The following is a 26636-nucleotide window of genomic DNA, read 5'->3' as shown; positions in this document are numbered from 1 at the left end:
ATGGCTACCGTCGAGCTGACGTTCAGCGCTCTTCCCGCCCATGTGCGGACCGCGCGGCTGGTGGCGACGGCGATCGCTCGCCGCACCGGCGTGGAGGAGTCCCTGTTGGACGAGGTCAGGCTCGCTGTGGGTGAGGCCTGCTCCCGGGCAGTCGAGGCGCACCGCGTCCACTGTCCGGGCGAGCCCATCCGTATCGAGCTGCGTGACGACTCCGGGCGTTTCGAAGTCACGGTCAGCGACCAGGCCCCCAGCGATGAGATCAAGCAGGAGCAACCCCTCGATCTGGGCATGCTCTCTGACTCGTTCATGTCAGGCTTCGGCCTCGCGGTCATCGAGGGCTTGGCCGACGACGTCGAGATCTTCCCCAGCCCGAAGGGCACGAACATCCGCATGAGCTGGCCCGCGACCGCCAAGGTCTGAGCGGGCTCCGCCGTCCCGCCTCGTTCCGCCGGGCGTCCCTTTGTGGCGCCCGGCGTGCGGCTGTTCTGTGCTCAAAAACCCCATCTTGTACGGCGGAGCACGGGCGGCGCCACCCGCCGCACGTGGCTGAGCGCCTCCAGGGAGACGCCCGCTGACCCGCACGTGACCGGCCACCGTCACGGCGCACGGGCACCGTGGCTTCCGCCTTCCGCCGGCCCTACGGGGCGAGCGGGGTTCGTGGAGCGGAGTCGGCCCCGCTGGTGGCCTCGATGGGCAAACCGGGTTTGTGGGTGGGCTGTCGCGTGGGGCGAGTGGGTTCGTGGAGCGGGGTCGGCCCCGCTGGTGGCCTCGACGGGCAATTCGGGTTTGTGGGCGGGCTGTCGCGTGGGGCGAGTGGGTTCGTGGGGCGGAGTCGGCCCTACGGGTGGCCCCGACGGGCGGACGGCGGTTCCGGTCGTCGCGTGGCGGGTCCCGGTGACAGGGGCGGTGGGCGATTCCGGTCGTCGGATGAGGTGCGGTTCGCGGCGCGGGCGGGCCCTTGATGTGGCCGTGTCCGCAGGGGCCCGGTGGGGCGGTCGCGGGTACGGGGCCCGCGTGCCGTGTCCTGGGCGGTGGTGCCGTGGTCGGGTGGCGGTGGCAGGTGGCGGCGACCATGGTGGGCGGTCGTTTCGGTGGTCGGCCTCCGCCTCTCAGGTCCCTCCAGCATCGGTCCAGGCAGCCCAAGTTTCGGTCCGGCACTATCCGGAGGTTTTCATGACCTTAAACCCGGGGAAATTTCGCCTGTCAGGCCGCAAACCGGCCCGCTGTCAGGGGATTACTGGACGCGCGCACAAATAGCCACCTCGAGAGCCTTCATATCCGTTCAGTGCCTGCGTAGACTCCCGGCACCGGCCAAGGTGATCCGGCGGAACGCGGATTCAACCGGAAGCGGCACCCACAACCCGGATGGTGCCGCAACACCCGCCGAGGAAAACTGCAGCACCGCCCGGGCAGGACGACCGGTCTTGCCGAGGAGAACGATGAGCAGGCACATGCTGGCAGCGGAGCCAGCGTCCAATCTGGCCCTGAGTGGAAACAATCTCACCATCGTGATCGTGGTCGCCGCGGTCGCACTGATCGCACTAGCCGTCGCAGGCGGCCTGGTGCGCGAAGTGCTGTCCGCCGGCCAAGGCACGGAGCGCATGCAGAACATCGCGCGTGCCGTACAAGAAGGCGCCGCCGCTTATCTGGCGCGCCAGTTCCGCACATTGGCGATCTTCGTCGTCGCAATACCTATCCTGTTGCTCCTGCTACCGGGGGAAACGGACGTAGTCGTCGGACGTTCGATCTTCTTCGTGGTTGGTGCGGTCTTCTCCGCACTGACCGGCTTCATGGGCATGTGGCTGGCCGTGCGCGGAAATGTCCGTGTCGCCGCCGCGGCCAACGATTCGGGCGAGAAGCGCGCCATGCGCATCGCGTTCCGCACCGGCGGCGTGGCCGGGATGTTCACCGTGGGCCTCGGCCTGTTCGGTGCGGCCGTGGTCGTGTTCATCTACCAGGGCAACGCCCCTGGCGTGCTCGAGGGATTCGGGTTCGGGGCGGCGCTGCTCGCGATGTTCATGCGAGTCGGCGGCGGCATCTTCACCAAGGCCGCCGACGTCGGCGCCGACCTGGTCGGCAAGGTCGAGCAGGGCATCCCGGAGGACGACCCGCGCAACGCCGCGACCATCGCCGACAACGTGGGCGACAACGTCGGTGACTGCGCGGGCATGGCGGCCGACCTGTTCGAGTCGTACGCGGTCATGCTGGTCGCCAGCCTCATCCTGGGCAAGGTGGCCTTCGGCGAGCAGGGGCTGGTCTTCCCCCTGATCGTCCCCATGGTCGGCGTGATCACGGCGATCATCGGCATCTTCGTCACCGGAATGCGCGACCGCGACCGCAACGGCATGTCGGCGATCAACCGCAGCTTCTTCATCTCGGCCGCGATCTCCGCGGTGCTCGTCACCGTGGCCGCGTTCCTGTATCTGCCCGACAGCTTCAGCGGCCTGACCGGCGCCACCGAGCAGTCCGACGCCAACCCGCGGCTCATCGCCATCGGCGCGGTGCTCATCGGCCTGGTGCTGGCCAGCGCCATCCAGCTGCTGACCGGCTACTTCACCGAGACCAACCGCCGTCCCGTACGCGAGATCGGCGAGAGCTCGGCCACCGGTCCGGCCACCGTCATCCTGGCCGGCATCAGCGTCGGCCTGGAGTCGGCCGTCTACTCCGCCCTGGTCATCGGCGGCGCGGTCTACGGCGCGTTCCTGCTCGGGTTCGGGAACGTGACGATCGCGCTGTTCGCGGTGGCACTGGCGGGCACCGGGCTGCTGACCACGGTCGGCGTCATCGTCTCCATGGACACGTTCGGGCCGGTCTCCGACAACGCCCAGGGCATCGCCGAGATGTCGGGCGATGTCGAGGGCGAGGGCGCCCGCGTGCTCACCAGCCTGGACGCGGTCGGAAACACCACCAAGGCCATCACCAAGGGCATCGCGATCGCCACGGCCGTGCTGGCGGCGACCGCGCTGTTCGGCGCCTTCCGCACCGCGGTGGAGGGCGAGCTGGCCAAGGCGAGCGGGGCGGTCAAGTCCGCGCTCGGCGAGTTCGCCACCTTCAGCCTCAGCATCGACCAGCCGAACGTCCTGGTCGGCCTGATCATCGGGGCCGCGGTCGTGTTCCTCTTCTCGGGGCTCGCGATCATGGCGGTCGGACGGGCCGCGATGCGCGTGGTCTTCGAGGTACGCGACCAGTTCCGCAACAAGCCGGGCATCATGGACGGCTCGGAGACGCCGGAGTACGGCCGGGTCGTGGACATCTGCACCCGTGACTCGCTCCGCGAGCTGGCCACGCCCGGTCTGCTGGCGGTCATGACGCCGATCGCGGTCGGGTTCGCCCTCGGGTACGCGTCGCTGGGCGCCTTCCTCGCGGGGGCCATCGCGTGCGGCACGCTGATGGCCGTCTTCCTGTCGAACTCCGGTGGCGCGTGGGACAACGCCAAGAAGCTGGTGGAGGACGGTCACCACGGTGGCAAGGGCTCGGAGGCGCACGCCGCCACCGTCATCGGCGACACGGTCGGCGACCCGTTCAAGGACACGGCCGGGCCTGCCATCAACCCGCTGATCAAGGTGATGAACCTGGTGGCGCTGCTGGTCGCGCCCGCGGTGGTGCTGTATGCGGGCAACCCGGCCCTGCGGATCGGCGTCACGGTGGTGGCGGTGGCCGTGGTGGTAGGGGCCATCGTGGTGTCCAAGCGGCGCTCCGTGAGCACCGAACCGGCCAACAACGACAACCGCGAGCACCAGCCCGTGGCCTCGTAACACGCCGCAATACCCTGGAGAGACGCCCGCCCTACTGCGTAGGGGCGGGCGTCTCGTCTTTCCGGGTCGGACGTCCGGGGCCGCTAATCGTCGGCTCCTGCGGCGGGCGACGCGATCGAGGGTGTCTCGTCAGGTGGGATGAGGTGCGGCGTGCCGGGGTCTGCGGGGTGCCGGCGTGCGGGAGGTGCGGGCTCGGCGGTGGTGAGGGTGTGCGCGGCGCTTGGACGTGGTGGCGATATGCGGGGTACGTGCTGCGCGGCGGGTGCGGGTGCATGGGCCTGCGGGTTGCGGACCCGGCGGCAGGGCGTGGGGTGGTGGGGGTGAAGGCGGGCGTGGGGGCGGGGTGGCTCGGTGGGAAACTGGGCGCGTGAAAGGTGACAAGCAGCCCAGCGGTGGGAAGACCCTGGGCCTCATTCTGCTGGGGATGCTCGTCATCCTGGCCGTGATCGTCGGGCTGGCCGTCTGGGCTTCGAGGACGGGGTGATCTGGTGCGAACCTTGATTGTGCTGCGGCATGCGAAGGCCGCCCACGTTCCCGGGCTGGCAGATCGGGAGCGGCCGCTGACCGGGCGGGGCGAGCGGGACGCCAAGCGGGCTGGCGACGAGATACGGGCGGCCGGGCTCAATCCGGACGTCGTGCTGTGCTCGCCGGCGCTCAGGACCAAGCGCACCGCCGAGATCGCCTTTCCCGAGGTGGAGATCAGCTACGAGCGGGACATCTACGAGGCGTATCCCGATGAGCTGCTGGAGCTGGTCCGCCGGGTCGATCCCGAGGCGAGCACCGTGGTGCTGTGCGGGCACAACCCGGGCGTGCACGAGCTGGCCGTGGGGCTGGCCGGAGGAGAGTACGTGTTCCGGCCGGGCGCGTTCGCGGTGATCGAGGTGGAGCCCGACTGGGATGAGCTCTGGATGGGTGAGGGGCGCCTGGTGACGCTCTGGGACCCTAAGGAGCAGGAGGGCTGAAGGACCCCAAGGAGCACGGAGGGCCCGCAGGAGCGTCGAGGGCCCGCAGGAGCGCCGAGGGTCCACCAGGGGGCGCTGGAGCCGGCTGGAGGGCTGGAGGCCCATCCTGGGGCCCCAGGATGGGCATTGCCGGGTGAGGGTCAGCCTGCGGTGAGGGTGGCGCCGTCCTCTGCGTCCGCCGCCTCCACCTCGTCCCTGGAGATCCCCAGCAGGTAGAGGATCGAGTCGAGGTAGGGAGTGTTGACCGCCGTGTCGGCCGCCTGCCGCACCACCGGCTTGGCGTTGAACGCCACCCCCAGCCCGGCCACGGCGATCATGTCGAGGTCGTTGGCCCCGTCCCCGATGGCCACCGTCTGAGAGATCGGCAGGCCGGCCTCCTTCGCGAACCGCTCCAGCGCCCGCGCCTTACCCGGCCGGTCCACGATCTCACCCACGACGCGACCGGTCAGCCGGCCGTCGATGACCTCGAGGACGTTCGCCGCCGAGTAGTCGATCCCGAGCTCCTCCACGAGCCCGTCGGTGATCTGCGTGAATCCGCCGCTGACGATGGCGAAGCGGTAGTCGAGCCGCTTGAGCGTGCGAACCAGGGTGCGGGCGCCGGGCGTGAGCACGACCTCCTTGCGCACCTCCTCGAACACCTCGGCCGGCAGCCCCTCCAGCAGCGCCACCCGGCGCCGCAGCGACTCGGCGAAGTCGAGCTCGCCGCGCATGGCCTGCTCGGTGACCTTGGCGACCTCGTCCAGGCATCCGGCGTGGGCCGCGAGCAGCTCGATGACCTCGCCCTGGATGAGGGTCGAGTCGACGTCCATGACGATCAGCCGCTTGGCGCGCCGCGACAGGCCGGTGCGCTGCACGGCCACGTCCACCGCCAGGACGGCAGCCTCGGCCGCCAGCTCGACCCGCAACGAGCTGGGGTCCGCGCCGGAGACGGACAGTTCGATGCAGGTGACGGGCCATTGGGCGAGGCGTTCGATGCGGTCGATGTTCGCGCCGGCGGCGGCGATGCGCCCGGCGATGCCCGCGATGGCGGCGGGCTGGAGCGTGGCGCCCAGCACGCTGACCGACAGGCGGCCGCGGCGGCGCTGCTCCTTGGTCTGGGAGCCGGTGGAGAGCTCCACCTCCATGCCAAGGTCCTCGGCCACCTGCTCGACCGCGGTCCACATGGCGCCGAGGGTCGTGCCGGTGCCTGTCGGGGGGCCGCCGGCGTACGTGACGAGCACGCCGAGCGTGAGCCGGCCGCGAATGACGACCTGTTCGATGTCCGCCACAGTCACTGGAAAGGCAGACAGAACGGAGAAAAGCCGCGAGGTGACGCCGGGCCGGTCGGGGCCGGTCAGGGTGATCAGGAGGCTGCGCTGGTCCACATCCAGCCACGGTACTGCGCCCGGCCCGATGCTCGCGAAGCAGGGCGGGCATTCGGGCGCGGGCGCAGCGGTGAACGTCACGGAGGACGCGGTTCGAAACGTTCCAGTGGCTCGAAACGTTCCAGGGGAACGGCGTACTAGCGGACGATCTTGGTCTTGACCGTCTTCACGTAGCCGTGCTCGGGGATGCCGAGCCGGTCGAGCTCTTCCTTGCTCATGTTCTCCATGCCCGTCTGGACGTCGTAGGAGATCACGCCGAGCTTGGCGGTCTGCGTGCCGGTCGCCGTCTTCTTGAGCTTGGTCTCGAAGATCAGGGAGATGGAGTCACCCTTCTCCAGGATCTCGGGCAGGAAGCAGAAGAACGCGCGGCCCTCGAGCCCGCACTCGGTGCCCTTGACGCTCGTGCGGTACATGATCCGCCTGAGGTCGACCCCCTTGGGGAACTCGCCGCCGACAAAGTAGGCGTCGGCCTGGTAGGGCCCCTTGTTGGTGGCGACGATGCTGAAGTTGAGCTTGCCGCCGGCCTTGGCCGTCTTGGCAGCCTTCACTTTGACGTCGAAGACCGAGAACGGCTCGTCGGCGGCCGTCGTGGTGGAAGCGGAAGCCGGAACAGCCGGGACAAGCAGGGCAGCCGCCAGCAATGCCAGCGACGCGGCCTTGGTCAGGTTACGCATTAAACGTCTCCGGTGAGGAAGTGGTCACGGGGAGGCGCACACACTTGAAGCCCCCGTAAATGCCCGCTGTTCCTATCATGTTGGCAAAATCTATGTAAAGACTATTTCTTCAGAATCAAGTGCGTGTCACCGAACTCGTGCCACAGATATGCGTTCTGTAGCGCCTCCCCGTAGGCCCGCGCGAGCGCCGTCTCGCCCGCGATCGCGGTCAGCATCAGCAGGTGGCTGGAGCGCGGCTCGTGCAGCCCGGTGATCAACCCCGTGACGGCCCGTACGCCGCTCTGGGGCGTGACGATGCGCCTGGTCCATCCGGCGGCCGCGCTGACCAGCCCGTCCGCCCCCACGGCCGTCTCCAGCGCCCGTACGACGGTGGTGCCCGCGGCCACCACCCGGTTGCCGCTCTCGCGCGCCAGGTTGACCAGCCGCGCCGTGGCCTCCGGCACCTCGTACCGCTCGGCGTAGGGCGGTTCGTCCTTCTCCGGCGAGGCCACCCCCGTGTGCAGGGTGATCGGCGCGATCCCGATCCCGCGCGCCACGAGCGCCGTCACCAGCTCCGCGGTGAACGGCCGCGCCGCGCTCGGCATCTCCGCGCTCCCCGGCACGGTCGCGAACACGGTCTGGTACGCCTCGATCGGCCAGTCCCCGCTCACGTACGAGTAGCGGATCGGCGCCCCGTGCGCCCGCAGGTACGGCTCCACCTCCTGGTCCAGCGACGCCCGCCACAGCCGCGGCGTCTCGCGTTCGATCAGCCGCAGCGTGGCCCGCCCCGGCAGCGGCAGCCACTCGCCGGGCTCACCACCGCCGTAGGGCTCGGAGGCGGTGGCGGTACGGCGGCGCAGCTCGACCAGCCAGGTGCCGTCCTCCCTGGCGGTGGAGAAGTGCACGGCCAGGCGGTCGAGCCGGACGGCCGCGGGGAGGGTCGCCGAGTTGTTCACGACGATCAGGTCACCGGGGTCGAGCAGTCCCGGCAGGTCGACGAAGTGGTGGTGCGAGGGGGCGAGGTCGCCGCGCGAGACCATCAGGCGTACCGCGTCCCTGGACATCCCCCGCGCCTCGGGCGGCTCGCTCGCCGACAGGCCCGGCGGAAGCGCGAAGTCGAGCGCGACGGTCATTGCAGGCTCACTTTGCCGCTGGCCGGACGGGACCGCACCAGGTCGTGCAGCGCCGCGGCCACCTTGGCGGGGTCGGTGGCGCCCGCGGCCTCGTCGGCGCCCACGGCGTCGGCGAGCATGCGGGTGTTCATCTCGCCGGGGTCGGCCCACCAGACCCGGACCACGGGCTCCTCGGCCGACAGCACGTTGGAGAGCTGCTCCAGGGCCGCCTTGGTGGCGCCGTAGCCGCCCCAGCCCTCGTACGCGCCCGTGGCGGCGTCCGAGGTGATGTTCACGACGGCTCCGCCCGCCGCGCGCAGGGCGGGCAGCGTGGCCTGGATCAGCGCCAGCGGGGCGGTGACGTTGGTCTCCAGCAGCACCCTGAACGCCTCCAGGGGGTAGCCCGCCAGCGGCGGCAGCGGCGTCACGCCGAGGTCGCTGGCGTTGTTGACCAGCAGGTCCAGCTCGGGCGCCGCCCGGGCCAGCCGCTCGACGTGCGCGGGCTCCGTCACGTCGCCGGGGATCGCGACGGCGCCCAGTTCGGCCGCGGCCCGCTCCAGGTCGTCCGCGCCGCGGGCGGTGAGCACGAGGTTCCAGCCGGCGCCCGCCAGAGACCTCGCCAGGGCGAGTCCGAGACCGCGGGAAGCGCCGGTGATGAGTGCGGTGTTCGTCATGGTGCCGACGTTAGGAACGCCGCGGGCTGCGCACATCGGGCCGAAGTCCCGCCGCCGCCTGGGCACATCGTCCTAGGACCATAAGCTGGGTCCCGTGACCTCCGACCGAGACGAGATCCTGCAGGCGGTGAGCTCCGCGGTGCTCGCGGTCACCCGCCATCTGTCGGTCCGCGAGGTGCTGCAGGTCATCGTACGCTCGGCGCAACGGCTGCTCGACGCCCGCTACGCCGCGCTCGGCGTGCCCGACGACGAGGGGTCGTTCGGCGAGTTTGTCGCCGAGGGCATCACCGACAAGCAGTGGGACGCGATCGGGCCGCTGCCCAGACAGCATGGCATGCTCGGCGCGATGCTCCGCGAGGGGAGCCCCGTCAGGCTGCCCGACCTGCGCAAGGACCCGAGGTTCGAGTGGTGGCCGAAGGCCCACCCGGTGATGAAGGACTTCCTCGGCGTCCCGATCCGCGACGGCGACCAGGTGCTCGGCATCATCTTCCTGGCCAACAAGCGCACGCCGGGCGGCTTCACGCAGGCCGACCAGGAGCTGCTGACGCTGTTCGCCGCGCACGCGGCCATCGCGCTGACCAACGCCAGGCTCTACGAGCGAGGCCGCGAGCTGGCCATGCTGGAGGAGCGCAACCGGGTGGCCCGCGAGCTGCACGACGCCGTGACGCAGAAGCTGTTCTCGCTCAGGCTCACCGCGCAGGCCGCCTCCGCCATGCTCGACCGGGCGCCCGAGCAGGCCGCCGCCGAGCTCGAACGCGTCCAGCGCCTGGCCGGGGAGGCCCTGTCCGAGCTGCGGGCGGTGATCGTCGAGCTGCGGCCTGCCGAGCTCGACCGGCACGGCCTGGCCGAGACGCTGCGCAAGCACGTGCGCCTGCTGGACCGGCTCCACCCGTCCCTGGTCACGTTCGAGTGCGTGGAGCTGCCGCCGGTCGACCCGGCGGTCGAGGTGGCGGTGCTCAGAGTGGCCCAGGAGGCGCTGCACAACGCGCTCAGGCACGCGGAGGCCGCGAGCGTCTCCGTGCGCCTGGCATACGCGGACGGCAGGCTGGTGTTGATCGTGCGCGACGACGGCAACGGCTTCGAACAGGCGGAGTCGCGCGGCCTGGGCCTGGTGTCGATGCGCGACAGGGCGGAGTCCGTGGGCGGGGCCATGACCGTCGAGTCGGCCCACGGCAGGGGGACCACGGTACGTGTGGAGGTGGGCGTTTGATCCGGGTGCTGATCGCCGACGATCATCCGGTGGTGCGGCAGGGGCTGCGTACGTTCCTCGACCTGCAGGACGACATCACGGTCGTCGGTGAGGCGGGCGACGGGGCCCAGGCCGTCGAGCTGGTCGGGGAGCTGTCGCCCGACGTGCTGCTGCTGGACCTGAAGATGCCGGTGCTCGACGGGCTCGGCACGCTCGAACGGCTGGCCGGGTCGGCGACCAGGGTGGTCGTGCTGACGTCGGTGAGCGACCGGTCCGACGTCGGCCCGGCCATGCGGGCGGGCGCGTCGGGGTTCCTCTACAAGGACGTCGATCCGACCGCGCTGGTGCAGGCCGTGCGGTCCGTGCACGGAGGGCAGGTGTTACTGGCGCCCGAGGCCGCCGAGGCGATGCTGTCGTCGCCGGACGGCCCGCCACCGGTGCCGCTGACCGACCGCGAACGCGAGGTGCTCGCGCTCATCGCGGCCGGCCGGTCCAACCGGGAGATCGCCAGGAGCCTGGCCGTCGCGGAGAAGACGGTCAAGACCCACGTCTCCAACGTGCTGATGAAGCTGGGGGTCCAGGACCGCACCCAGGCCGCGCTGTACGCCGTACGGCACGGCCTGGGGTGAGGGTCAGGTGTCCTTCTTCTTGTTGCTCTCTTCGTGGCTGGCGGGCGGGTTGTACGTCTTGACCGGTGGGGGCGGCGACCAGCTACGGCCCGGCCGGCGCGGCGGGGAGACGATCTTGGTGTTGACCTTCTTGAGCCAGTAGTAGCCCTTGATGCCGAGGCGCTTGAGCTCTTCCTCGTCGATGTTCTCCATGCCCTGGTCGACGTCGAACGACATCACGCCGAGCCGCGCCGTGGCCGTGCCCTTGGTGCCCTTCTTCAGCGTCACCTGGAAGTTGAGCCAGTCGGTCTTGCCCTTCTCGAGCCGCAGCGGGCCCCAGCACCAGAACCAGCGGTCCTCCCAGGTGCACTTGGTGCCCTTCGCGGCGCCCCAGCGCAGGGTGGGCACGACGCCCTTGGGCACCTGACCGCCGATCCAGTAGTAGTCGGCGTAGTAGGGGCCCAGGTTCTTGGCGCGGACGTAATATGTGATCTTGCCGCCGCGCTTGGTGCGGCCGCTGGACTTGACGGAGATCTTGAAGCTGGAGTACGGCTTCACCCGGGCGACCGCCGCGGTGGTGGGGGCGGCAGCGGCGGCGGCACTCGCCGGGGCGGGTACGGCCAGCGGCGCGGCGGCCAGACCGCCGGCTAAGAACAGGCTGAAGCTTCTGCGCATATGACGGCTCCCCGTACGGTGCTGGAAATCCCCGATCATCTCCACGATTATTGCGTAGGGCAAATTTTTCGCAAAGAGCGATGATCTTTCGTGACCTGGGGTGGTTTGTGGGTTTTTGCCCGCGCCTATCCCACTTGTGAACGGGGGTCTAGCACAACGGGGAGGGCCAGGTGCCGGAAACGCACCCCTTACAGCCGACCGATCCGCGAACACTGGGCGAATACCGGCTGCTCGGCCGCCTGGGCAAGGGGGCGCAGGGGATCGTTTTCGAGGGTGAGTCGCCCGACGGGCGGCGCGTGGCGATCAAGCTGTTGAACACCCGGCTGGACAAGCCCGGACTGGACTCCGAACGCTTTCTGCGCGAGGTGGCGGCCGCGCGGCGGGTGGCCCAGTTCTGCACCGCGCAGGTGCTGGGGGCCCACATGGACGGCGAGCACCCGTACATCGTCAGCGAGCTGGTGGACGGGGTCTCCCTGCAGACGGTGGTGCAGCGGGACGGGCCTCGTACGGGCGGCGCGCTCTACCGCCTGGCCGTCGGAACGGTCACCGCGCTGGCCGCCATCCACCGCGCCGGGATCGTGCACCGCGACTTCAAGCCCAGCAACGTGCTTCTCGGCCACGACGGGCCGCGGGTGATCGACTTCGGCATCGCGCGGGCGCTGGACTCGGCCATGACGATCAGCAGCGGGGTCGTGGGGACGCCCGCGTACATGTCGCCCGAGCAGATCTCGGCCGAGCGGGTGGGGCCGGCCAGCGACATGTTCAGCTGGGCCCTGACCATGGTGTTCGCGGCCACGGGACGGCCCGCGTTCGGCCAGGACAGCCTGCCCGCGGTCGTCTACCGGGTGATGCACGAGGAGCCCGACCTCTCGGCGCTGCCCGAGACCCTGCGGCCGGTCGTGCGGTCGTGCCTGCGCAAGCGGGCCGACGAGCGGCCCGTGGCGGCCGACGTGCTGTTCGCGCTGCTGGCGAATGAGGGTGAGTCGCCGCGGCCCGAGGACGCGCTCAACACGGGCTCGCAACTCGCGGCCGAGCAGACTCCGCCGGATCCGCCCTCGCCCGCCGCCGGCTGGGCAAGCCCCCACGGGCCCGCGCCCGAGGCTCCGCCGGGCGGCAGCGGGTGGGCGAATCCCGGTGGTCCTCCGTCGTCCGCCCCTTCTGGCGGGTACGGGTGGGCGAACCCGTCGGGGGAGGCATATCCGCCGTCCCAGGGCCCAGCGGCCGGGCCACCTGCGGCGCCGTACGTGCCGCCGCAACAGGGCGGCGGGCCGGGACGGGGTGGCGCGCCTGGGCAGGGTGGCGCGCCCGGCGGGCAGAGTGCGACGCCGGGCTATGGCGGCACACCGAGGCAGGGTGGCGCGCCTGGGCAAGGTGGCGTACCCGGGCAGGGTGGCGTGCCGGGGCAGGGTGCGACGCCCGGCTACGGAGGTGGGCCGCAGCCCGGAGGCGGGCCACAGCGCGGTGGCGCAGTGCAGCACGGTGGCGGGCCGCATGGTGTGCCTTATGTGCCTCGGCAGCAGCCTCCGTCGGGTCCGTCACAGGTGCCGCCGCCCTATCCGATGAGCCCCACGCCCCACCCGGCCGCGCCCCGTCCACCGGCGCCCGGCCCGGTGGCGCCGGGTCCGATGGCGCCGGGGCCGGAGGCGGTTGCGGGTGGTGAGGGGCCGCCCGGGCGTGCGCCGACGGTGCCGGGCCAGGGCCAAGGGAGCCAGGGGCAAGGGAGCCAGGGGCAAGGGCCGGGGCAGGCGTCCCCGTCCCGGAAGGCGTTGGCGCGGGAGGGCGGCGGGCGGGGGGACAATGACGCGTTCTTCAAGCATGCGCCGGCAGAGGAGCGGCCCGACGAGACCAACGCCAGGCGCAGGCGGGCCGCCATGGTCTCCGGCGCGCTCGTCGTGGCGCTGGCCCTGGCCGGGAGCGTGCTGTACTTCGGGCCGAAGATGTTCGGCACCGGCGCGCCGACCGGCGGGAACGCGGCCCAGGCGACCACCTCCGTGAGCGCGGGCCCGGTTCGGACGCAGGCCCAGCAGCAGACCGAGACCCCGACGCCGACACCGACCCAGGTCACCCCGACCCCGACGGTCACCCCCACGCAGAAGGTCGTCCCCGTTCTCGGCAAGCAGGACGGGAAGTCGTTCAAGGGCCACACCAAGGGCGTCCAGACGATCTCCGCGATCTCCGCGGGCGGCAAGGCGTGGCTGGTCACCGGCGGCCAGGACGGCCGGGTGCGGCTGTGGGACCTGGCCGGGCACAAGTCGCTGGCCACGATGAAGGGCCACAGCGAGGAGGTGTACGCCGTAGCCTGCGTGATGGTCGGCAAGACCCCCATGGCCGTCTCCGGCGGGTACGACGGCAGCGTGCGCCTGTGGAACCTCAAGACCCACAAGGGCAAGGTGCTCGGCTGGCACGGCGACGCCGTCTACGCGGTCGCCGTCACCAAGGTGAAGGGCAAGTACGTCGCGGTCACCGGCGACGCCGACGGCTATCTGAGGTTCTGGGACCTGAAGAAGCGCAAGTCCACCGGCAAGATCATCAGAGCCCACCGCAAGCCGGTCAACTGGCTCAGCGTCACCCACATAGGCGACCGGGCCGTCGCCATCTCGGCCAGCGAGGACGAGACGGTGCGCATGTGGGACATGGCCCGGCGCAAGGCGTACGGGAAGGCGTACAAGGGCCATTCCAGGGGCGTGTACTCGGTCGCGGTCGGCAAGGTGAGCGGGAAGGTGGTCGTGGCATCTGGCGGTAAAGACGGAAAAATCAGGCTCTGGGATCCGAAGAGCCGCAAGACCGTCGCCACCCTCTCCGGCCACAAGAAGATCGTTTACTCGCTCTCCTTCGGCACCCTCGACGGCCGCACGGTGCTGCTGTCCGGCGGCACCGACGGCACGATCAGGCTCTGGGACCCCGAGACCCGCAAGACGCTCGGCAAACCGGTCAAGGCCCACAAGAAGGGCGTGTACGCCGTGGGCATCGTCCCACTCGACGGGGACGCGGTCATCATGTCCGCGGGCAAGGACAAGGTGGTCAGGCTGTGGAAGATCGCGAGCGGCTCTTAGCAGGCCGGCTACGTGCTCCTGATCGGTTCGAAGATCGCGTGATGGGCGGCCACGAGCGCACGGCGTACCGCCCGGTCCAGGTCGCGCAGGGCAGTGGCGCGGGCGGCGACCTGCCCCGACGTGAGCCCGCGCTCGTCGGCCAGCCGCACCACGGCGGCCAGCCGCGTGGCGAGGGTGGAGACGCGGTGGGCCCGCGCGGGGTAGCCGGGCGCCAGCTCGCCGCCCCGGTGCCCGACGGACGAGGGGCGGGACTGCAGGGGGCCTTCGACGGCGGACAGGGTGTCGGTGGCCGAGCGCATGGCCTCCGACAGCTCGCGTTCGGCCTCCGACAGCGACGGCAGATCATGGCGTACGGGCCCGGAGTCGTGGATCTCCAGGCGTACCCCGACATACGACGACCCGCGCAGGTCGGGTACCGGTACGAGGCCGAGGTTGCGGCCGTCGAGCACCGCGATGGCGGCCTCGCCGGCGTCCACCGCGGCCGAGTTGAACGGCGCGGGCCCCGACAGCCCCAGCGGATCGCCGGGCGCGGGCAGCGCGAGGCGGAACTCGCGCAGGCCGTCGGAGCGCAGGTTTGCGAGGTATTTACGCAACGGGACGTCGTCGGCCACGGTGGGACCGCCGGCGGCTTCCACGTGGTCAGCCGCCTCGTCGAGACCGACGTGACCGGCGAGCCACGCGTTGCCCCAGGCGACCAGGGAGGGACAGACAGGCGATTCAGGGCGCACCGATCCACGATATGCGCTCGCCCTGCAATAGGTTTGTCCCGAGCGTGACTCCTAAGGAGGTATCGGGGATGGGTGGTCAGGTGCTGCGGCTCCAGGACGTCGCCGTCAGGCGGGACGGAGCGGCCCTGCTGCGCGGCATCGACTGGACGGTCAACGCCGACGAGCGTTGGGTCGTCGTCGGCCCCAACGGCGCGGGCAAGACCACGTTGCTGCAGGTCGCGGCCACGTTGCTCTACCCGAGCGAGGGCCTGGTCGAGGTGCTCGGGGAGCGGCTGGGACAGGCGGACGTCTTCGATCTGCGCCCGCGGATCGGGCTGGCGAGCTCCGCGCTGGCCGAGCGCATCCCGCCGGAGGAGAAGGTCATCGACCTCGTGCTGACCGCCTCGTACGGGATCATGGGCCGCTGGACGGAGGAGTACGACTCCAACGACGTGACCAGGGCGGTCGAGCTGATCGACATGATGGGCGCGGCCCATCTGATCAGGCGGCGGTTCGGCACGCTGTCGGAGGGGGAGCGCAAGCGGGTGCAGATCGCGCGCGCCCTCATGCCCGACCCCGAGATGCTGCTGCTCGACGAGCCCGCGGCCGGGCTCGACCTGGGCGGGCGCGAAGACCTGGTGCGCCGGCTGTCGGTGCTGGCGGGCGACTACCGTGCGCCGACGCTCATGCTGGTGACGCACCACGTGGAAGAGGTGCCGATCGGGTTCACGCACGGGCTGCTGCTGAGGCACGGCTCGGTGGTGGCGCAGGGGCCGCTGGAGCACGTGATGACGCCCGAAAACCTGTCGCAGACGTTCGGGGTGCCGCTCTCGCTGGAGCGCAGCGCCGAGGGCCGCTGGTACGCGCGCGCCCACTAATCCCCCTATTTATCCACATAAAAGCCGCCGAAAGCTGAAAGGAAATAGGATCAACGGAGTCGGTCCCCTCGACTTCGGAGCGTCGCCATGTCCGTCGAGCAGCTCATCGTCGCCCTTGTCGTGGTCGCGGCGGTGGGTTTCGGGGTGGCCCGAACGGTCCGCATCATCCCCCAGGCCACGGCCGCCATCATCGAACGCCTCGGGCGCTACCACCGGACGCTGACCCCGGGGCTCAACCTCGTGGTGCCGTTCATCGACCGCATCAAGGACATGATCGACCTGCGGGAGCAGGTGGTCTCCTTCCCGCCGCAGCCGGTGATCACCTCCGACAACCTGGTCGTGTCCATCGACACCGTCATCTACTTCCAGGTCACCAATCCGAAGGCGGCCACGTACGAGATCGCGAACTTCCTGATCGGCGTCGAGCAGCTCACGGTCACGACGCTGCGCAACGTGGTCGGCGGCATGGACCTGGAACGCACGCTGACCTCGCGCGAGGACATCAACACCGCGCTGCGCGGCGTGCTCGACGAGGCGACGGGCAAGTGGGGCATCCGGGTCAACAGGGTCGAACTCAAGGCCATCGACCCGCCCTCCTCCATCCAGGACTCGATGGAGAAGCAGATGCGCGCCGACCGCGACAAGCGCGCCGCCGTGCTGACCGCCGAGGGCCAGCGCCAGGCGGCGATCCTCCAGGCGGAGGGCGAGAAGCAGGCGGCCGTGCTGCGGGCGCGCGGCGAGGCGGAGGCGGCCGTGCTGCGCGCGCAGGCGGAGGCCGAGGCCCAGGCCATGCGGGCCAAGGGCCAGGCGGACGCGATCGGCATGGTGTTCAAGGCCATCCACGAGGGGCAGCCCGACCAGCACCTGCTCGCCTACCAGTACCTGCAGACCCTGCCTGAGATCGCCAAGGGCGACGCCAATAAGATCTGGATCGTCCCATCAGAAATGGGCAAAGTCCTGGAGAATCTGGGCGGCCTCTTCACACCCCCTAAGAGCCCGGACGCGTAAGGAGGGCTTGTGACGGGGTGGGAACTGGCCGCGGTCTGCGTGGCCGGGATGGTGGCCGGTGCGATCAACGCGGTCGTCGGGTCCGGCTCCCTGATCACGTTCCCCACTCTGCTGGCGATCGGCGTCGATCCCGTCACCGCCAACGTCTCCAACACCATCGGGCTCGTGCCGGGCTCGTTCACGGCCGCGTACGGCTACCGCCCCGAGCTCCGGGGCCAGCGCGAACGCCTCCTGCGCCTGGGCCTGGCCTCGGCCCTCGGAGCGCTGGCCGGCGGGATCCTGCTGCTGTTCCTGGATCCGTCGGTGTTCCAGGTCGTCGTCATCGCGCTGATCGCGCTGGCCTGCGTGCTGGTCCTGGTGCAGCCCAGGCTCAACCGGTGGCTGGCCGACCGGCGCCGGCACGCGCACCCGCACGGAGGGCTGGAGCTGTGGTTCGGCGTGCTGGCCGCCGGGATCTACGGCGGGTACTTCGGCGCCGCCCAGGGTGTGCTGCTGATCGGGCTGCTCGGCAGCTTCCTCGACGACGACCTCCAGCGGGTGAACGCGGCCAAGAACGTCCTCGCGCTGATCGTCAACGCCGTGGCCGCCGCGCTGTTCATCGTGGTCGCGCACGTGAACTGGCTCGCCGTGGCGGGGGTGGCCATGGGCGCGGTGGCGGGCGGCTTCCTGGGCGCCAGGGTGGGGCGGCGCATCCCGGCGCCCGTGCTCCGGGGGATCATCGTCTGTGTCGGTGTTGCGGCGATTTTCGTACTGGTGTACGGATAGAGTGCCGCGTTTGCGGGTATGAATCCGTACATGAAGGGCGACTGGGTAGAGATCGTCATCGATGCCGGAGGCACACCGCGTACGTACGAGATCAGGGCCACTCGCGCCGGGCGGCGGGTCGACGTGACCACGAGGCGGGGCCTCGTCGAGGTGAGCGAGGTCACCCGCACCGGCACGCCGGTGCGCACGGCCAGGTTCATGTCCAGCCGCATCCTGGCCCTCGTGGAGCACCCCGTGGACGAGGTCAGCTGAAGTCCGCCACGTGGTCCTCCGCCCACTGACCGAACGTGAGAGCGGGCCGGCCGAGCAGCCGCTCCACGGTGTCGGTGGCCTGCTCGGGAGCCGTCACGAAGCTGCCCCACGCCTTCAGCGCGCTCTCGACGAAGGCCGCGTTCCCCCAGGCGGCCAAGAGCTGCTCGCGGGCCTCCTCCGGCGGCTGCTCCTCCCAGCGCACCTCGCGCCCGGTCGCCGCGCCGATCACGCGCACCTGCTCGGCCTGGGTGAGCCGCTCGGGGCCGGTCAGCACGTACGTGGCGCCGTTGTGGCCCGCCGAGGTGAGCACGTGCGTGGCCACGGCCGCGATGTCCCGCTCGTGGATCAGGGGCCTCGAAGCCTGCCCGTACGGCCAGCGCACCACACCCTGCCTGATCTGCCCCGCCCAGCCCAGCGTGTTGGCCGCGAAGCCGCCGGGCCGCAGGAACGTCCACCCGAGCCCCGAGTGCCGGATCAGCCGCTCGATCTCGTGGTAGTGCGTCACCGGCTCGTCCGCCACGTTGGCCGACAGGTAGACCACGCGCCGCGCCTGCTCGGCGATGGCCGTGACCACCTCGGCGGCGCCGTCCGCGGTGAAATGGGGCCACAGCAGGAACGCGCTCTCCACGCCTTTCAGCGCGGGCTCCAGCGTCCCGGGCGCGGACAGGTCGCCGCGCACCACCTCCACGTGTTCGGGCAGCCTCGCCCGCGCGGGGTCCCTGACGAGGGCCCGCACCTCCAGCCCCGCTCCCGCGAGTTGGGACACCACATGCCTGCCGACATTGCCGGTCGCGCCGGTCACCAGAATCGTGCTCATGGGGCCGACGGTAAAACCTCAAGCGAACTTCAGGTCAACCCCGGCCGCACCTGGAGCGTGCCGTCACGCCGGATCCGCGTCTCGAACATGGGCGCGGGGGCGGTCGCCGGACCGTGCCGCACCGAGCCGTCGGCCAGCCTGAACGTGCTGCCGTGCCACGGGCAGATCACGCACGCCTCCCCGTTCTCCATGACCAGCCTGCCCTGGTGCAGCGGGCCGGCCAGGTGCGGGCAGCGGTCGGCGAGCACGGTGACGGCCTCGCCCTGGCGCAGCACGAAGAGCTGGATGTAGCCGAGCCGCCGCGCGACGGGCCGGCCCTCCGGCAGGTCCTTGAGCAGGCACAGGTCGTGCCAGCCCAGCGGCACCAGGTGGGAGACCTGCGGGGCGTGGTTGGCCCCGGCCGCCTGCCGGTAGGCCATGTGGCCGCCGAGATAGCCGCCGAGCCCGGCCAGGCCGAGCCCGGCCAGGGTCAGGGTGCGGCCCATCTGCTCGCGCCCGCGTACCCGGGCCAGCAGGGAGCCGGAGAACAGGCCCAGCGCGGCCACGTTCGACAGCATGTGGACGAAGCCCACGCGCTGCTGCTCGCGGTGGAGAGAGGACCAGTCGGTCAGCCCGGCCGCCGCCGTGGGCAGCGCGTTGGCGATGCCCGTGGCCAGCAGCACGCGCGAGGCCCGCGGATCGCCGTCGGTCAGGTCCAGCACCGCCGCGGACAGCCAGCAGCCCAGGCTGACCGTGGCCAGCGGCGGGTGCAGCGGTTTGCCCGTGGGGACGCCGTGCAGCAGGTCACGTAGCCGGCCGGGACGGATGCGCTGGCGTACGGTCTTGGCCAGCACTCTGATCGGCGTGTCCAGGGTCTTGGACTTCTCCAACCGGTCGGCGAGAGCAACCGGCCCGGCCAAACCCCGCAACGGCCGACGTTTCGCTCGCACTTCCTCTTTCACGACAAGTCCCCTACCCCGCCCATGTGGGGATCACTCGGACAGGTGTCCCCTGGCCACGGAGAGTTCGACCAGCTCCAGCGCGTACGCGCCGAGGGACGGCGAACCTTCCTCGATGATCCGTACCTTCTCCCTGACCTGCGCGGCCTTGACCTTGAACAACGGCCACGTGCCGCCCTCGGTGAGGTGGTTGGCCAGGATCGGGGAGAAACGGTCGAGCGCCTTGGCGAACCTGGCCTCCGGCGTCTTCCTGGCCTCGAACTCGTCCCACAGCTCCCGCATCCACTGCCCCTGGTCGGCGGGCAGCAGTCCGAAGATGCGGTCGGCGGCGGCGCGCTCGGCGCCGGCCTGCGCGGCCACCTCCACGGGGTCATAGATGAACGTGTCGCCGGCGTCGATCTCAACCAGGTCGTGTACGAGCAACATGGCCACCACCCGTTGGAGGTCGGTCCCGGGTGGGGCATGCTCGCCGAGGATCATCGCCAACGTGCCCACGTACCAGGAGTGCTCGGCGGTGTTCTCCCGCCGCGAGCCGTCCATCAAATGGTTGCGGCGGATGATCCGCTTCAACTTGTCGATCTCGATGGCGAAGGCGATCTGGGCGTTCAGGCGGTCCTCTTCTGGCGCGATAGTCACGCGCGACACCCTATTGTGCGATGATCACCCCGGTTGGTGAAATCGTGACCGGAACTCCGTTGAACACTGCGTTACCACTCAGTACATCGACGGTGGATTCGTCGGTGAGCGTGTTGACGCTGACCCCCGCGTGCTCGGCCGCCACGCTCTGTGAGCTGCCCGCGTGGCCCCAGCCGTGCGGCAGGCTGACCACCCCCGGCATGATCGTGTCGGTGGGTTCGAGCGGCACCGTGAGCTGCCCCTTCGCGGAGCGGACCATCGCCTCGCCGTCGAGCCCGAGCCTGGTCACGTCGGCCGGGTTGATCTGCAGCGTGCAGGTGTTGCTGCCGCCGACCAGCGGGCCCACGTTGTGCAGCCAGCTGTTGTTGGAGCGCAGGTGGCGCCGCCCGATCAGGACGATTTCCGGCGGGTCCTCGTCCAGCTTGCCGCGCAGCCGTTCCACGTCCTCGACGATCTGCGGCGGCGCCAGCTCGATCAGACCCGAGGCGGTCTTCAGCACCTCGTCGAGCCGGGGCTCCAGCGGGCCGAGGTCCAGGCCGTGCGGGTTGTCGAGCAGCTTGCGCAGCGACAGGTCGCCCTTGCCGGCCCACTCGCCGTAGGGGCCGAGCTTGAGCATGAGGTCCAGCCGGCGCTCGCCACCGGTCTCGCCCTCCAGCTCGGCGCGCAGCCCGGCCACGTCCCGTCCCTCGACCCCGGAGCCGGGCGTCTCGGTGGCCTTGCGCAGCATCTCGCCGATCACGAACTCGTCCAGGTCCCCCTCCAGGCCCGAGGCGATCATGGCCAGCCTGGCCAGGATCTGGGCCTCGGAGGGCTGCCCGTCCAGCGGCAGCAGCGGCGGCGAGTAGCGGGCGTAGTTGCGGACCGCGAACCCGAGCAGCGCGAAGTCGTAGTGGCCCGACTGCAGCATCCGCGGCGGCGGGAGGATGACGTTCGCGTGCCTGGTGGTCTCGTTGAGGTACGGGTCCACGCTCACCATGAAGTCGAGCCGCCCGAAGGCCGCGTCGAGCCTGGCCCCGTGGGGCGCCGACAGCACGGGGTTGCCCGCCACCGTGATCAGGAACGTGACCTGCCCCTCGCCGGGTGTCTCGATCTCGTCGGCGAGCGTGGCCACCGGCAGCTCGCCGTTGCTCTCCGGCAGCCCCCTGACGCGGCTCTTCCACCGGCCCACCGTGTACGGCCTGCGTCGCGCGCCGAACTCGGTCGCGGGCTTGGGGAACATGGCGCCGCCCGGCCAGTCGAGGTTGCCGGTGAGCACGTTGAGGACGTCCACGAGCCACTGGGCCAGCGTGCCGAACTCGGCCGTGCAGGTGCCGATCCTGGCGTAGACGGCGGCCGTACGGGCTCCCGCCAGCTCCCTGGCCAGCCGCACGATCACCTCGGCAGGCACCCCGGTGCGCCCGGAGACCGCCTCCGGCGGGAAGTGCTTGGCCGCCTCGCGCACCTCGGCCAACCCGTTCACCTGGTGTGACAGCTTGACGAGATCCTCGGCGAACAGTGTGTGGACGATGCCGAACAGCAGGTAGGCGTCCGTCCCGGGGCGGACGAAGACGTGCTCGTCGGCCAGCGCGGCGGTGCGCGTACGGCGCGGGTCGACCACGACGAGCCGGCCGCCGCGGCCGCGCAGGGCCTTCAGCCGCCCGGGGAAGTCGGGCGCGGTGCACAGCGAGCCGTTGGACTCCAGCGGGTTGGCCCCCAGCATCAGCAGGTAGTCGGTCCTGTCCAGGTCGGGGACCGGGATGGCCAGCGGGTGCCCGAACATGAGCCCGCTCGCGACGTGCTTGGGCATCTGGTCGGCGGTGCTGGCGGAGTAGACGTTGCGGGTGCCGAGCGCCTTGATCAGGGGCGCGCCGTACAGGGCGCCCGCCATGCTGTGGGCGTTCGGGTTGCCGAGGTAGATCGCGGCGGACCGGCGGTCGGCGACCCGGTCGAGGCCAGCCTTGACGGCGGCGAACGCCTCCTCCCAGCCGACCTCGCGCCACAGGTCGCCCTCCCTGATCAGCGGCCTGCGCAGCCGGTCGGGGTCCTCGTCGAGCCGGCCGAGGCTGGCCCCCTTCGGGCAGATGAACCCCTTGCTGAACGGATCGTCCTTGTCACCGCGGACGCTGGTCACGTGCCCGCCCTCGTCGAGGGTGAGCGTCAGGCCGCAGACGGCCTCGCAGAGGGGACAGGTCCGGTGGACGGTCGACGTCATCACGACTCCTGAGTTCGCCAGCTGAACTCATCTTGGCCCGTACCGCGCACATGGGGAAGCCCCGGAGCCCCCGCGGTCTCCGGGGCTTCCCACCCGGGGAAATGTCCCGGATTCCCCCAGGTCCTCAGCCCGCCTTGGCCAGCGCGGCCGGTGCGGCCGGTGCGCGCAGATCAGGCGGCTCCTCGAGGTCGGGTCTCAGCGAGATCCAGGCCCGTCTGCCGTACAGCCGGTCGAGTCCGGGAGAGGTCGCTCCCGGGACCTCGTCGCGCCTGACGATCTCCACGATCACGAACTGCGCCCGGCGCCGGTGCCGGTAGACGTTCGCGCTCCTGGCCCAGCAGGCGGCGGCGATCTCCTCGCTGTACGCCTCGAACTCCTCGGCGGAGATGCCGGCCCTGGTCATGATCAGGGCCTTCTCGCCCGTGGTCGTCGGCGTGATCCAGAGCACCAGCGGGATCCGCCCGGCCCTGGTGTGCATCGTGGTCTCCAGGCAGACCCGGTGCAGGCGGTGCCTGGAGACCACGCACCAGAAGTGCGCGCTAACCCAGTTGCGCCCGCTCCTGGTGGCGGCCGGCACCGAGACGGCGCTCGTCAGCAGGACGAACGGCCACCACCGGCCCTCCTGGGTGGCCCCCAGCAGGGTGAGCGCCAGCAGCGCCAGCGCGGCGAGCAGCATCAGCTCGGTACGGACCCGCCACAGCCTGACCAGCGGCCCGCCGCGCCCGGCGGCGGGAAGGTCCTCGTTGGCGGGGTAGATCTGGTTGCGCGGGTTCCTCGGCACGTCAGGACACCTCCTCCGTCACGCGCTGTGGCACGCTGAGCTGGTCGAACCGTGGGTCGCGGTAGCGACGGGAGCCGAACCCGGTCCTGCTCACGGTCCATCCGACGTGGTAGGCGAACTCGTCGGGCTCCATGCAGATCTCGCGATCGGCCCAAGCCATAAGCTCTCGGATCCGGCACTTGATTCGGGCGAGTCCCTTGGTACCTTGTGAGTACATGAGAAGACCCCTTTCGCGGCATTTTCAGAGGTGGCTTCTTCGCCGGACCGACGGCTGATGACCGGTCTCGCCGCAGGGTGGCAGCCCGAATGCGGCGCGCTGGTGGTCAGCCTCGGCCCGGTTTTTTCCAGGCTCGAATGAGCGGACTCTCGCTGAGTTCTTCAGGCGATTCCGAAGTCCTTCCGGCAAGCGGCCTCCCTGGGGCGGAGTTTCGTATCCGGGGCGGCGACGTTGCCGGCGAGGCGGCCCGGGCGGGGCCGCGCGATCGAAGTCGGAGAGCCCGATGTGTACGGCCGTGTCGTCATGTCCGGCCTCCTCACCACTCGAGAACCCTCCTGGAACCGATCGTCCCCCGAGGTGAGCGATGCTGCAATACTTTAAGCAAGGGAAGATTTACATTTCTTCACCTCTTGCCGTGCAACTTGCACCAGAAGTGTCATGCGCGGCGTGCAACGGGAGATGTTCCACCCCAGGCCCACCCCTGGCCGTAGTTCGTCTTGCCCCTACGCTCTCCCCATGAAAGCCTTCTGACAAGGACGAGCGGCACTCCACGTGCAACTTGCAGTGTAAGATTGGGCGAACGGCCCCAAAAGCCGGGTCCCAAACGATCCCCACCGGCTACACCTTCATTCCCGAACAAGGAGAGTGGCGGTGCCATCGCAGCAGGGCAGTCCGACTGTACGCAGGCTCCGGCTCGGTCAGGAGCTGCGCCTCCTCCGGGAGCGGAAGAAGCTCACCGGGGCCAGGGCGGCCAGCGAGCTCGGCTGGTCCGCGAGCAAGGTCAGCCGCATCGAGGCCGCCAAGACCATGCCCAGCGCCGACGACATCAAGGTCATGGCGCAGCTTTACCGCGTGGACGAGGAGAAACTTGACGAGCTCTTCGGCCTGTTGCGGGATGCGGAGCAGCGCGGCTGGTGGGAAGATTACGAGGACGCTCTACCCGAGGAGTACACAAGATTCCTCGGGTTAGAGGCTGAGGCGAAATTCCAGCGCAACTGGGAACCCCAGATCGTGCCTGGCACCTTGCAGACCGAGGACTATGCCAGGGAGGTCATCCTGGCGACCCGTGGCATCGCGCGCATCACGCACAGCGGTGTCAGGAGCCGGGTCGAAGCCCGCCTCGACAGGCAGCAGCGGGTGTTGCACCGGGCGGATCCCTGCGAGCTGACGGTGGTTCTCGACGAGTCGGCGCTGACGCGTCGCTTCGGCGAGCCCTCGGTCATGCGCGAGCAGATGGAGCATCTCCTGGAGGTCTCCCTGCTGCCGCACGTCAGCATTCACGTCCTGACCCTGGACTCACTTCATCCGGTTAACACCGGTGCGTTTATTCATCTTAAGTTTGCGGCATTTGATGATGTTGTGTACCTAGAGCAGCTGTATACTGCTCACTTCGTCGATGATCTCGAACGGGTGGCCGGGTACGAAGCGGCTTTCGACCATATCAAGTCGGAGGCCCTGGATGAGGACGAATCACGCGTTCTTATCCAGCGGAAGGCCATGCTGTGGAGACGTTAACGGCGAGACCTCAGGAAGGGGCAACGGAGCCCCTTTACGCATTTGGGGAGAGAATGTACATCCACACTACGGCGGCCGCCTGGCGGAAGAGCAGATTCTGCAACGGCGCATCGGCCTGCGTCGAGGTCGCCCCCCTGGCTGACGGCAACGTTGCGCTCAGGGACAGCAAGGAGCAGGACGGGCCCGTTCTCGTCTTCACTCCTGAGGAGTGGGCCGCCTTCACCGCGGGAGTGCGTGAGGGCGAGTTCGACTTGGCCACGCTCGTACCAGGTGCCTGAAAAACCGTAACCGCCGCAGCATTTTCTTCTCGCGCGGCAGGACGGCTCAGGGATATTTCGCAGATTGAGGTTTCTTTCCGGGAAGTCTTTTCCCGGAGTGCATAAGACGGCCCGCGCCCCCGGTAAAGGGGGGCGCGGGCCGTCTTGCTTGTGGGGGAAATTCCCGGGTCCGGATTATGCGGCCGGTACGCGGCGCCGTACGAGGAAGAGCGAGCTCAGCCCCGCGACCACCGCGAGGCCCGCCATGGCGATGGAGGAGACCAGCGAGGCGGACACCGTGCCGTGGCCCTGGCTCAGCGTGATGAACAGCGTCCCGACCGTGGAGACGCCGATGACCTGCCCGAGCTGCATCACGGTGAGCAGCGCGCCGCTCGCGTCCGCCGCGTAGGCGTCGTCCACCTGCTCGGTCGCCATGTTCGTCACCGCGACCTGCACGCCGAGCCCGGCGCCGACGAGGGCGCTCATGACCGCGTACGGGAGGCCGCCGCCGGCGGCGAGCCCCAGCCCGAGGTACGCGGGGGCGGCCACCACGTAGCCGAAGGGCACCAGCGGGCGCTGCAGGCGGAGCGGCAGGCGCGGCCAGAGGAGCCCGACGAGGCCGAAGGCCAGCGCGCACGGCACCAGCATCATGCCGGAGGACAGCGGCGTCAGGTGCAGCTCGCCCTGCAGGTGCAGGGCCGAGGTGAACAGGAACGCGCCCCAGGTCGCCGGGCCGAACAGCAGGATCGCCAGCCCCGGCCGCATGCCGGGCGCGCGCAGCACCCGCGCGTCCACCAGGGGACGCCCGCCGCGGGCCGTCACCCAGCGCTCGATGCGGACGAACGCGAAGAACGTCACCACGCTCAGCGCCATCGAGATCCAGCCCCACGTCGGCCACCCGAGCTCGCGGCCGAGGACCAGCGGCACGACGAGCAGGAGCACGGCCGCGGACAGGGACACCAGGCCCCACGGGTCGAGGCCCGTCCGGCCTCCGCCCTCGTCGGCGGGCAGCACCTTCATCCCGGCCACCATCAGCAGCGCGCCGATCGGCACCAGCACCAGGAACACCACTCGCCAGCCCGCGCCCAGGCCCAGCAGGATCCCGCCGAAAGCCTGGCCGATCACGATGCCACCGCTGATCACCAGCGACCACAGGCCCATCGCCCGGCCTCTGGCCGCGCCGTGGTAGTTGCGCTGGATCAACGTCAGGACCTGCGGCATCATCATCGCCGCCCCGGCGCCCTGCAGCAGGCGGGCGGCCACGAGCCAGCCCGTCGAGGGCGCCAGGCCCGCGCCGAGCGTGGTCACCGTGAACAGCGCCAGCCCGCCCAGGAATGCGTTGCGGTAGCCGAACAGGTCGCCGACCCTGGCTCCGGTGATCAACAGGACGGCATAGACAATGGTGTATCCGGCGACGATCATCTGCAGCCCGGCGCCTGAGGAGTGCAGGTCGGACTCGATGGTCGGGGTGGCCACGTTGACGATGTTGACGTTCAGGATGGCCAGGAACTGCCCCACGAGGATGATCGCAAGGAGCAGGCCGCTGGCCCGGGTCCCCTCCTGTGGTTTGGTGTCCACAGAGGGGGAAATAGCGGCAGTTTGCGTCATGTGTAGCAGTCTGCCGGGGAT

Annotated in this window: 25 protein-coding genes; 12 read left to right on the top strand and 13 right to left on the bottom strand. The window is 70.2% G+C overall.

Going from position 1 to position 26636, the window contains the following annotated elements; genetic code table 11:
- From AB0J87_RS44605 to AB0J87_RS44595, 3 genes are all read left to right on the top strand, one after another.
- Positions 1-420, top strand: a complete 420-nt coding sequence (locus tag AB0J87_RS44605) for an ATP-binding protein (RefSeq protein WP_350739630.1) — start codon at positions 1-3, stop codon at positions 418-420.
- Positions 421-1439: 1019 nt separating this feature from the next.
- Positions 1440-3755: a sodium-translocating pyrophosphatase gene (locus AB0J87_RS44600; protein WP_363976891.1), complete on the top strand. Its 2316-nt coding sequence runs from the start codon at positions 1440-1442 to the stop codon at positions 3753-3755.
- A gap of 488 nt (positions 3756-4243) precedes the next feature.
- Complete coding sequence (locus AB0J87_RS44595; protein ID WP_350739636.1) at positions 4244-4717, top strand: histidine phosphatase family protein; 474 nt, start codon at positions 4244-4246, stop codon at positions 4715-4717.
- A 140-nt stretch (positions 4718-4857) separates the two neighbouring features.
- Here the strand turns inward: AB0J87_RS44595 and serB are convergent, their stop codons facing one another.
- The 4 genes from serB to AB0J87_RS44575 form a co-directional block, all read right to left on the bottom strand.
- A complete protein-coding gene (gene serB, locus AB0J87_RS44590; RefSeq protein ID WP_350739638.1) occupies positions 4858-6081 on the bottom strand; it encodes a phosphoserine phosphatase SerB in 1224 nt (407 codons plus the stop codon).
- A gap of 137 nt (positions 6082-6218) precedes the next feature.
- The gene (locus AB0J87_RS44585) at positions 6219-6755 is read right to left on the bottom strand and encodes a hypothetical protein (RefSeq protein WP_363976887.1); all 537 of its coding nucleotides are present in this window, start codon (positions 6753-6755) and stop codon (positions 6219-6221) included.
- Positions 6756-6856: 101 nt separating this feature from the next.
- A complete protein-coding gene (locus AB0J87_RS44580; protein ID WP_363976884.1) occupies positions 6857-7867 on the bottom strand; it encodes an S-adenosylmethionine:tRNA ribosyltransferase-isomerase in 1011 nt (336 codons plus the stop codon).
- Positions 7864-8520 (bottom strand): SDR family oxidoreductase, encoded by a 657-nt coding sequence (locus AB0J87_RS44575; protein ID WP_363976881.1) that lies wholly within the window; start codon positions 8518-8520, stop codon positions 7864-7866. Before AB0J87_RS44575 ends, AB0J87_RS44580 begins: the two co-directional genes overlap by 4 nt.
- A 94-nt stretch (positions 8521-8614) precedes the next feature.
- Here AB0J87_RS44575 and AB0J87_RS44570 point away from each other — a divergent pair, with 94 nt between their 5' ends.
- Positions 8615-9730, top strand: a complete 1116-nt coding sequence (locus tag AB0J87_RS44570; RefSeq protein WP_363976878.1) for a GAF domain-containing sensor histidine kinase — start codon at positions 8615-8617, stop codon at positions 9728-9730.
- Complete coding sequence (locus AB0J87_RS44565) at positions 9727-10338, top strand: response regulator transcription factor (RefSeq protein ID WP_363976875.1); 612 nt, start codon at positions 9727-9729, stop codon at positions 10336-10338. Before AB0J87_RS44570 ends, AB0J87_RS44565 begins: the two co-directional genes overlap by 4 nt.
- A 3-nt stretch (positions 10339-10341) precedes the next feature.
- Here AB0J87_RS44565 and AB0J87_RS44560 read toward each other — a convergent pair whose 3' ends face one another.
- Positions 10342-10992: a hypothetical protein gene (locus AB0J87_RS44560; RefSeq protein WP_363976871.1), complete on the bottom strand. Its 651-nt coding sequence runs from the start codon at positions 10990-10992 to the stop codon at positions 10342-10344.
- Positions 10993-11162: 170 nt separating this feature from the next.
- Between AB0J87_RS44560 and AB0J87_RS44555 the strand changes: the two genes are divergently transcribed.
- On the top strand, positions 11163-14045 hold the full coding sequence (locus tag AB0J87_RS44555) for a serine/threonine-protein kinase (protein ID WP_363976868.1): 2883 nt from the start codon (positions 11163-11165) through the stop codon (positions 14043-14045).
- A gap of 8 nt (positions 14046-14053) precedes the next feature.
- Here the strand turns inward: AB0J87_RS44555 and AB0J87_RS44550 are convergent, their stop codons facing one another.
- Complete coding sequence (locus AB0J87_RS44550) at positions 14054-14773, bottom strand: hypothetical protein (RefSeq protein ID WP_363976865.1); 720 nt, start codon at positions 14771-14773, stop codon at positions 14054-14056.
- Between the two features lie 68 nt (positions 14774-14841).
- Here AB0J87_RS44550 and AB0J87_RS44545 point away from each other — a divergent pair, with 68 nt between their 5' ends.
- From AB0J87_RS44545 to AB0J87_RS44530, 4 genes are all read left to right on the top strand, one after another.
- Positions 14842-15630, top strand: coding sequence for an ABC transporter ATP-binding protein (locus AB0J87_RS44545; RefSeq protein WP_363976862.1), 789 nt, complete (start codon positions 14842-14844; stop codon positions 15628-15630).
- An 87-nt stretch (positions 15631-15717) separates the two neighbouring features.
- Positions 15718-16638 carry an SPFH domain-containing protein gene (locus AB0J87_RS44540; protein ID WP_363976859.1) on the top strand — a complete coding sequence of 307 codons (921 nt, stop codon included), beginning with the start codon at positions 15718-15720 and terminating at the stop codon, positions 16636-16638.
- A gap of 9 nt (positions 16639-16647) precedes the next feature.
- Positions 16648-17403, top strand: a complete 756-nt coding sequence (locus tag AB0J87_RS44535) for a sulfite exporter TauE/SafE family protein (RefSeq protein ID WP_363976856.1) — start codon at positions 16648-16650, stop codon at positions 17401-17403.
- 30 nt (positions 17404-17433) lie between these two features.
- Positions 17434-17655, top strand: coding sequence for a hypothetical protein (locus tag AB0J87_RS44530; protein WP_350739673.1), 222 nt, complete (start codon positions 17434-17436; stop codon positions 17653-17655).
- On the opposite strand, the gene AB0J87_RS44525 is transcribed toward AB0J87_RS44530, so the two are convergent.
- The 6 genes from AB0J87_RS44525 to AB0J87_RS44500 all read right to left on the bottom strand — a co-directional run bounded on the left by AB0J87_RS44525 (position 17648) and on the right by AB0J87_RS44500 (position 23178).
- Positions 17648-18472: an NAD(P)H-binding protein gene (locus AB0J87_RS44525; protein WP_363976853.1), complete on the bottom strand. Its 825-nt coding sequence runs from the start codon at positions 18470-18472 to the stop codon at positions 17648-17650. The two genes, AB0J87_RS44530 and AB0J87_RS44525, sit on opposite strands and share 8 nt — an antisense overlap.
- Before the next feature lie 29 nt (positions 18473-18501).
- Positions 18502-19380, bottom strand: coding sequence for a Rieske 2Fe-2S domain-containing protein (locus tag AB0J87_RS44520; protein WP_363976850.1), 879 nt, complete (start codon positions 19378-19380; stop codon positions 18502-18504).
- 63 nt (positions 19381-19443) lie between these two features.
- Entirely contained in the window at positions 19444-20055 is a 612-nt protein-coding gene (locus AB0J87_RS44515; protein WP_350739682.1) for an HD domain-containing protein, read from the bottom strand.
- Between the two features lies 1 nt (position 20056).
- On the bottom strand, positions 20057-22237 hold the full coding sequence (locus tag AB0J87_RS44510) for a molybdopterin-dependent oxidoreductase (RefSeq protein WP_363976847.1): 2181 nt from the start codon (positions 22235-22237) through the stop codon (positions 20057-20059).
- A gap of 124 nt (positions 22238-22361) precedes the next feature.
- Positions 22362-23018 carry a hypothetical protein gene (locus tag AB0J87_RS44505; RefSeq protein WP_363976844.1) on the bottom strand — a complete coding sequence of 219 codons (657 nt, stop codon included), beginning with the start codon at positions 23016-23018 and terminating at the stop codon, positions 22362-22364.
- 1 nt (position 23019) lies between these two features.
- Positions 23020-23178, bottom strand: a complete 159-nt coding sequence (locus AB0J87_RS44500; protein WP_350739691.1) for a hypothetical protein — start codon at positions 23176-23178, stop codon at positions 23020-23022.
- Between the two features lie 708 nt (positions 23179-23886).
- Here AB0J87_RS44500 and AB0J87_RS44495 point away from each other — a divergent pair.
- Both AB0J87_RS44495 and AB0J87_RS44490 read left to right on the top strand, forming a co-directional pair.
- Positions 23887-24750: a helix-turn-helix transcriptional regulator gene (locus AB0J87_RS44495; RefSeq protein ID WP_350739694.1), complete on the top strand. Its 864-nt coding sequence runs from the start codon at positions 23887-23889 to the stop codon at positions 24748-24750.
- A gap of 53 nt (positions 24751-24803) precedes the next feature.
- Entirely contained in the window at positions 24804-25028 is a 225-nt protein-coding gene (locus AB0J87_RS44490; RefSeq protein WP_350739697.1) for a DUF397 domain-containing protein, read from the top strand.
- 174 nt (positions 25029-25202) lie between these two features.
- Here the strand turns inward: AB0J87_RS44490 and AB0J87_RS44485 are convergent, their stop codons facing one another.
- A complete protein-coding gene (locus tag AB0J87_RS44485) occupies positions 25203-26615 on the bottom strand; it encodes an MFS transporter (protein WP_363976839.1) in 1413 nt (470 codons plus the stop codon).
- Positions 26616-26636: the final 21 nt, after the last annotated feature.

It is taken from the genome of Nonomuraea sp. NPDC049625, assembly GCF_040675285.1.
Taxonomy (GTDB): domain Bacteria; phylum Actinomycetota; class Actinomycetes; order Streptosporangiales; family Streptosporangiaceae; genus Nonomuraea; species Nonomuraea angiospora_A.
The sequence above is the reverse complement of the archived record's forward strand: the minus strand, read 5'-3'. Positions and strand labels throughout refer to the sequence as shown.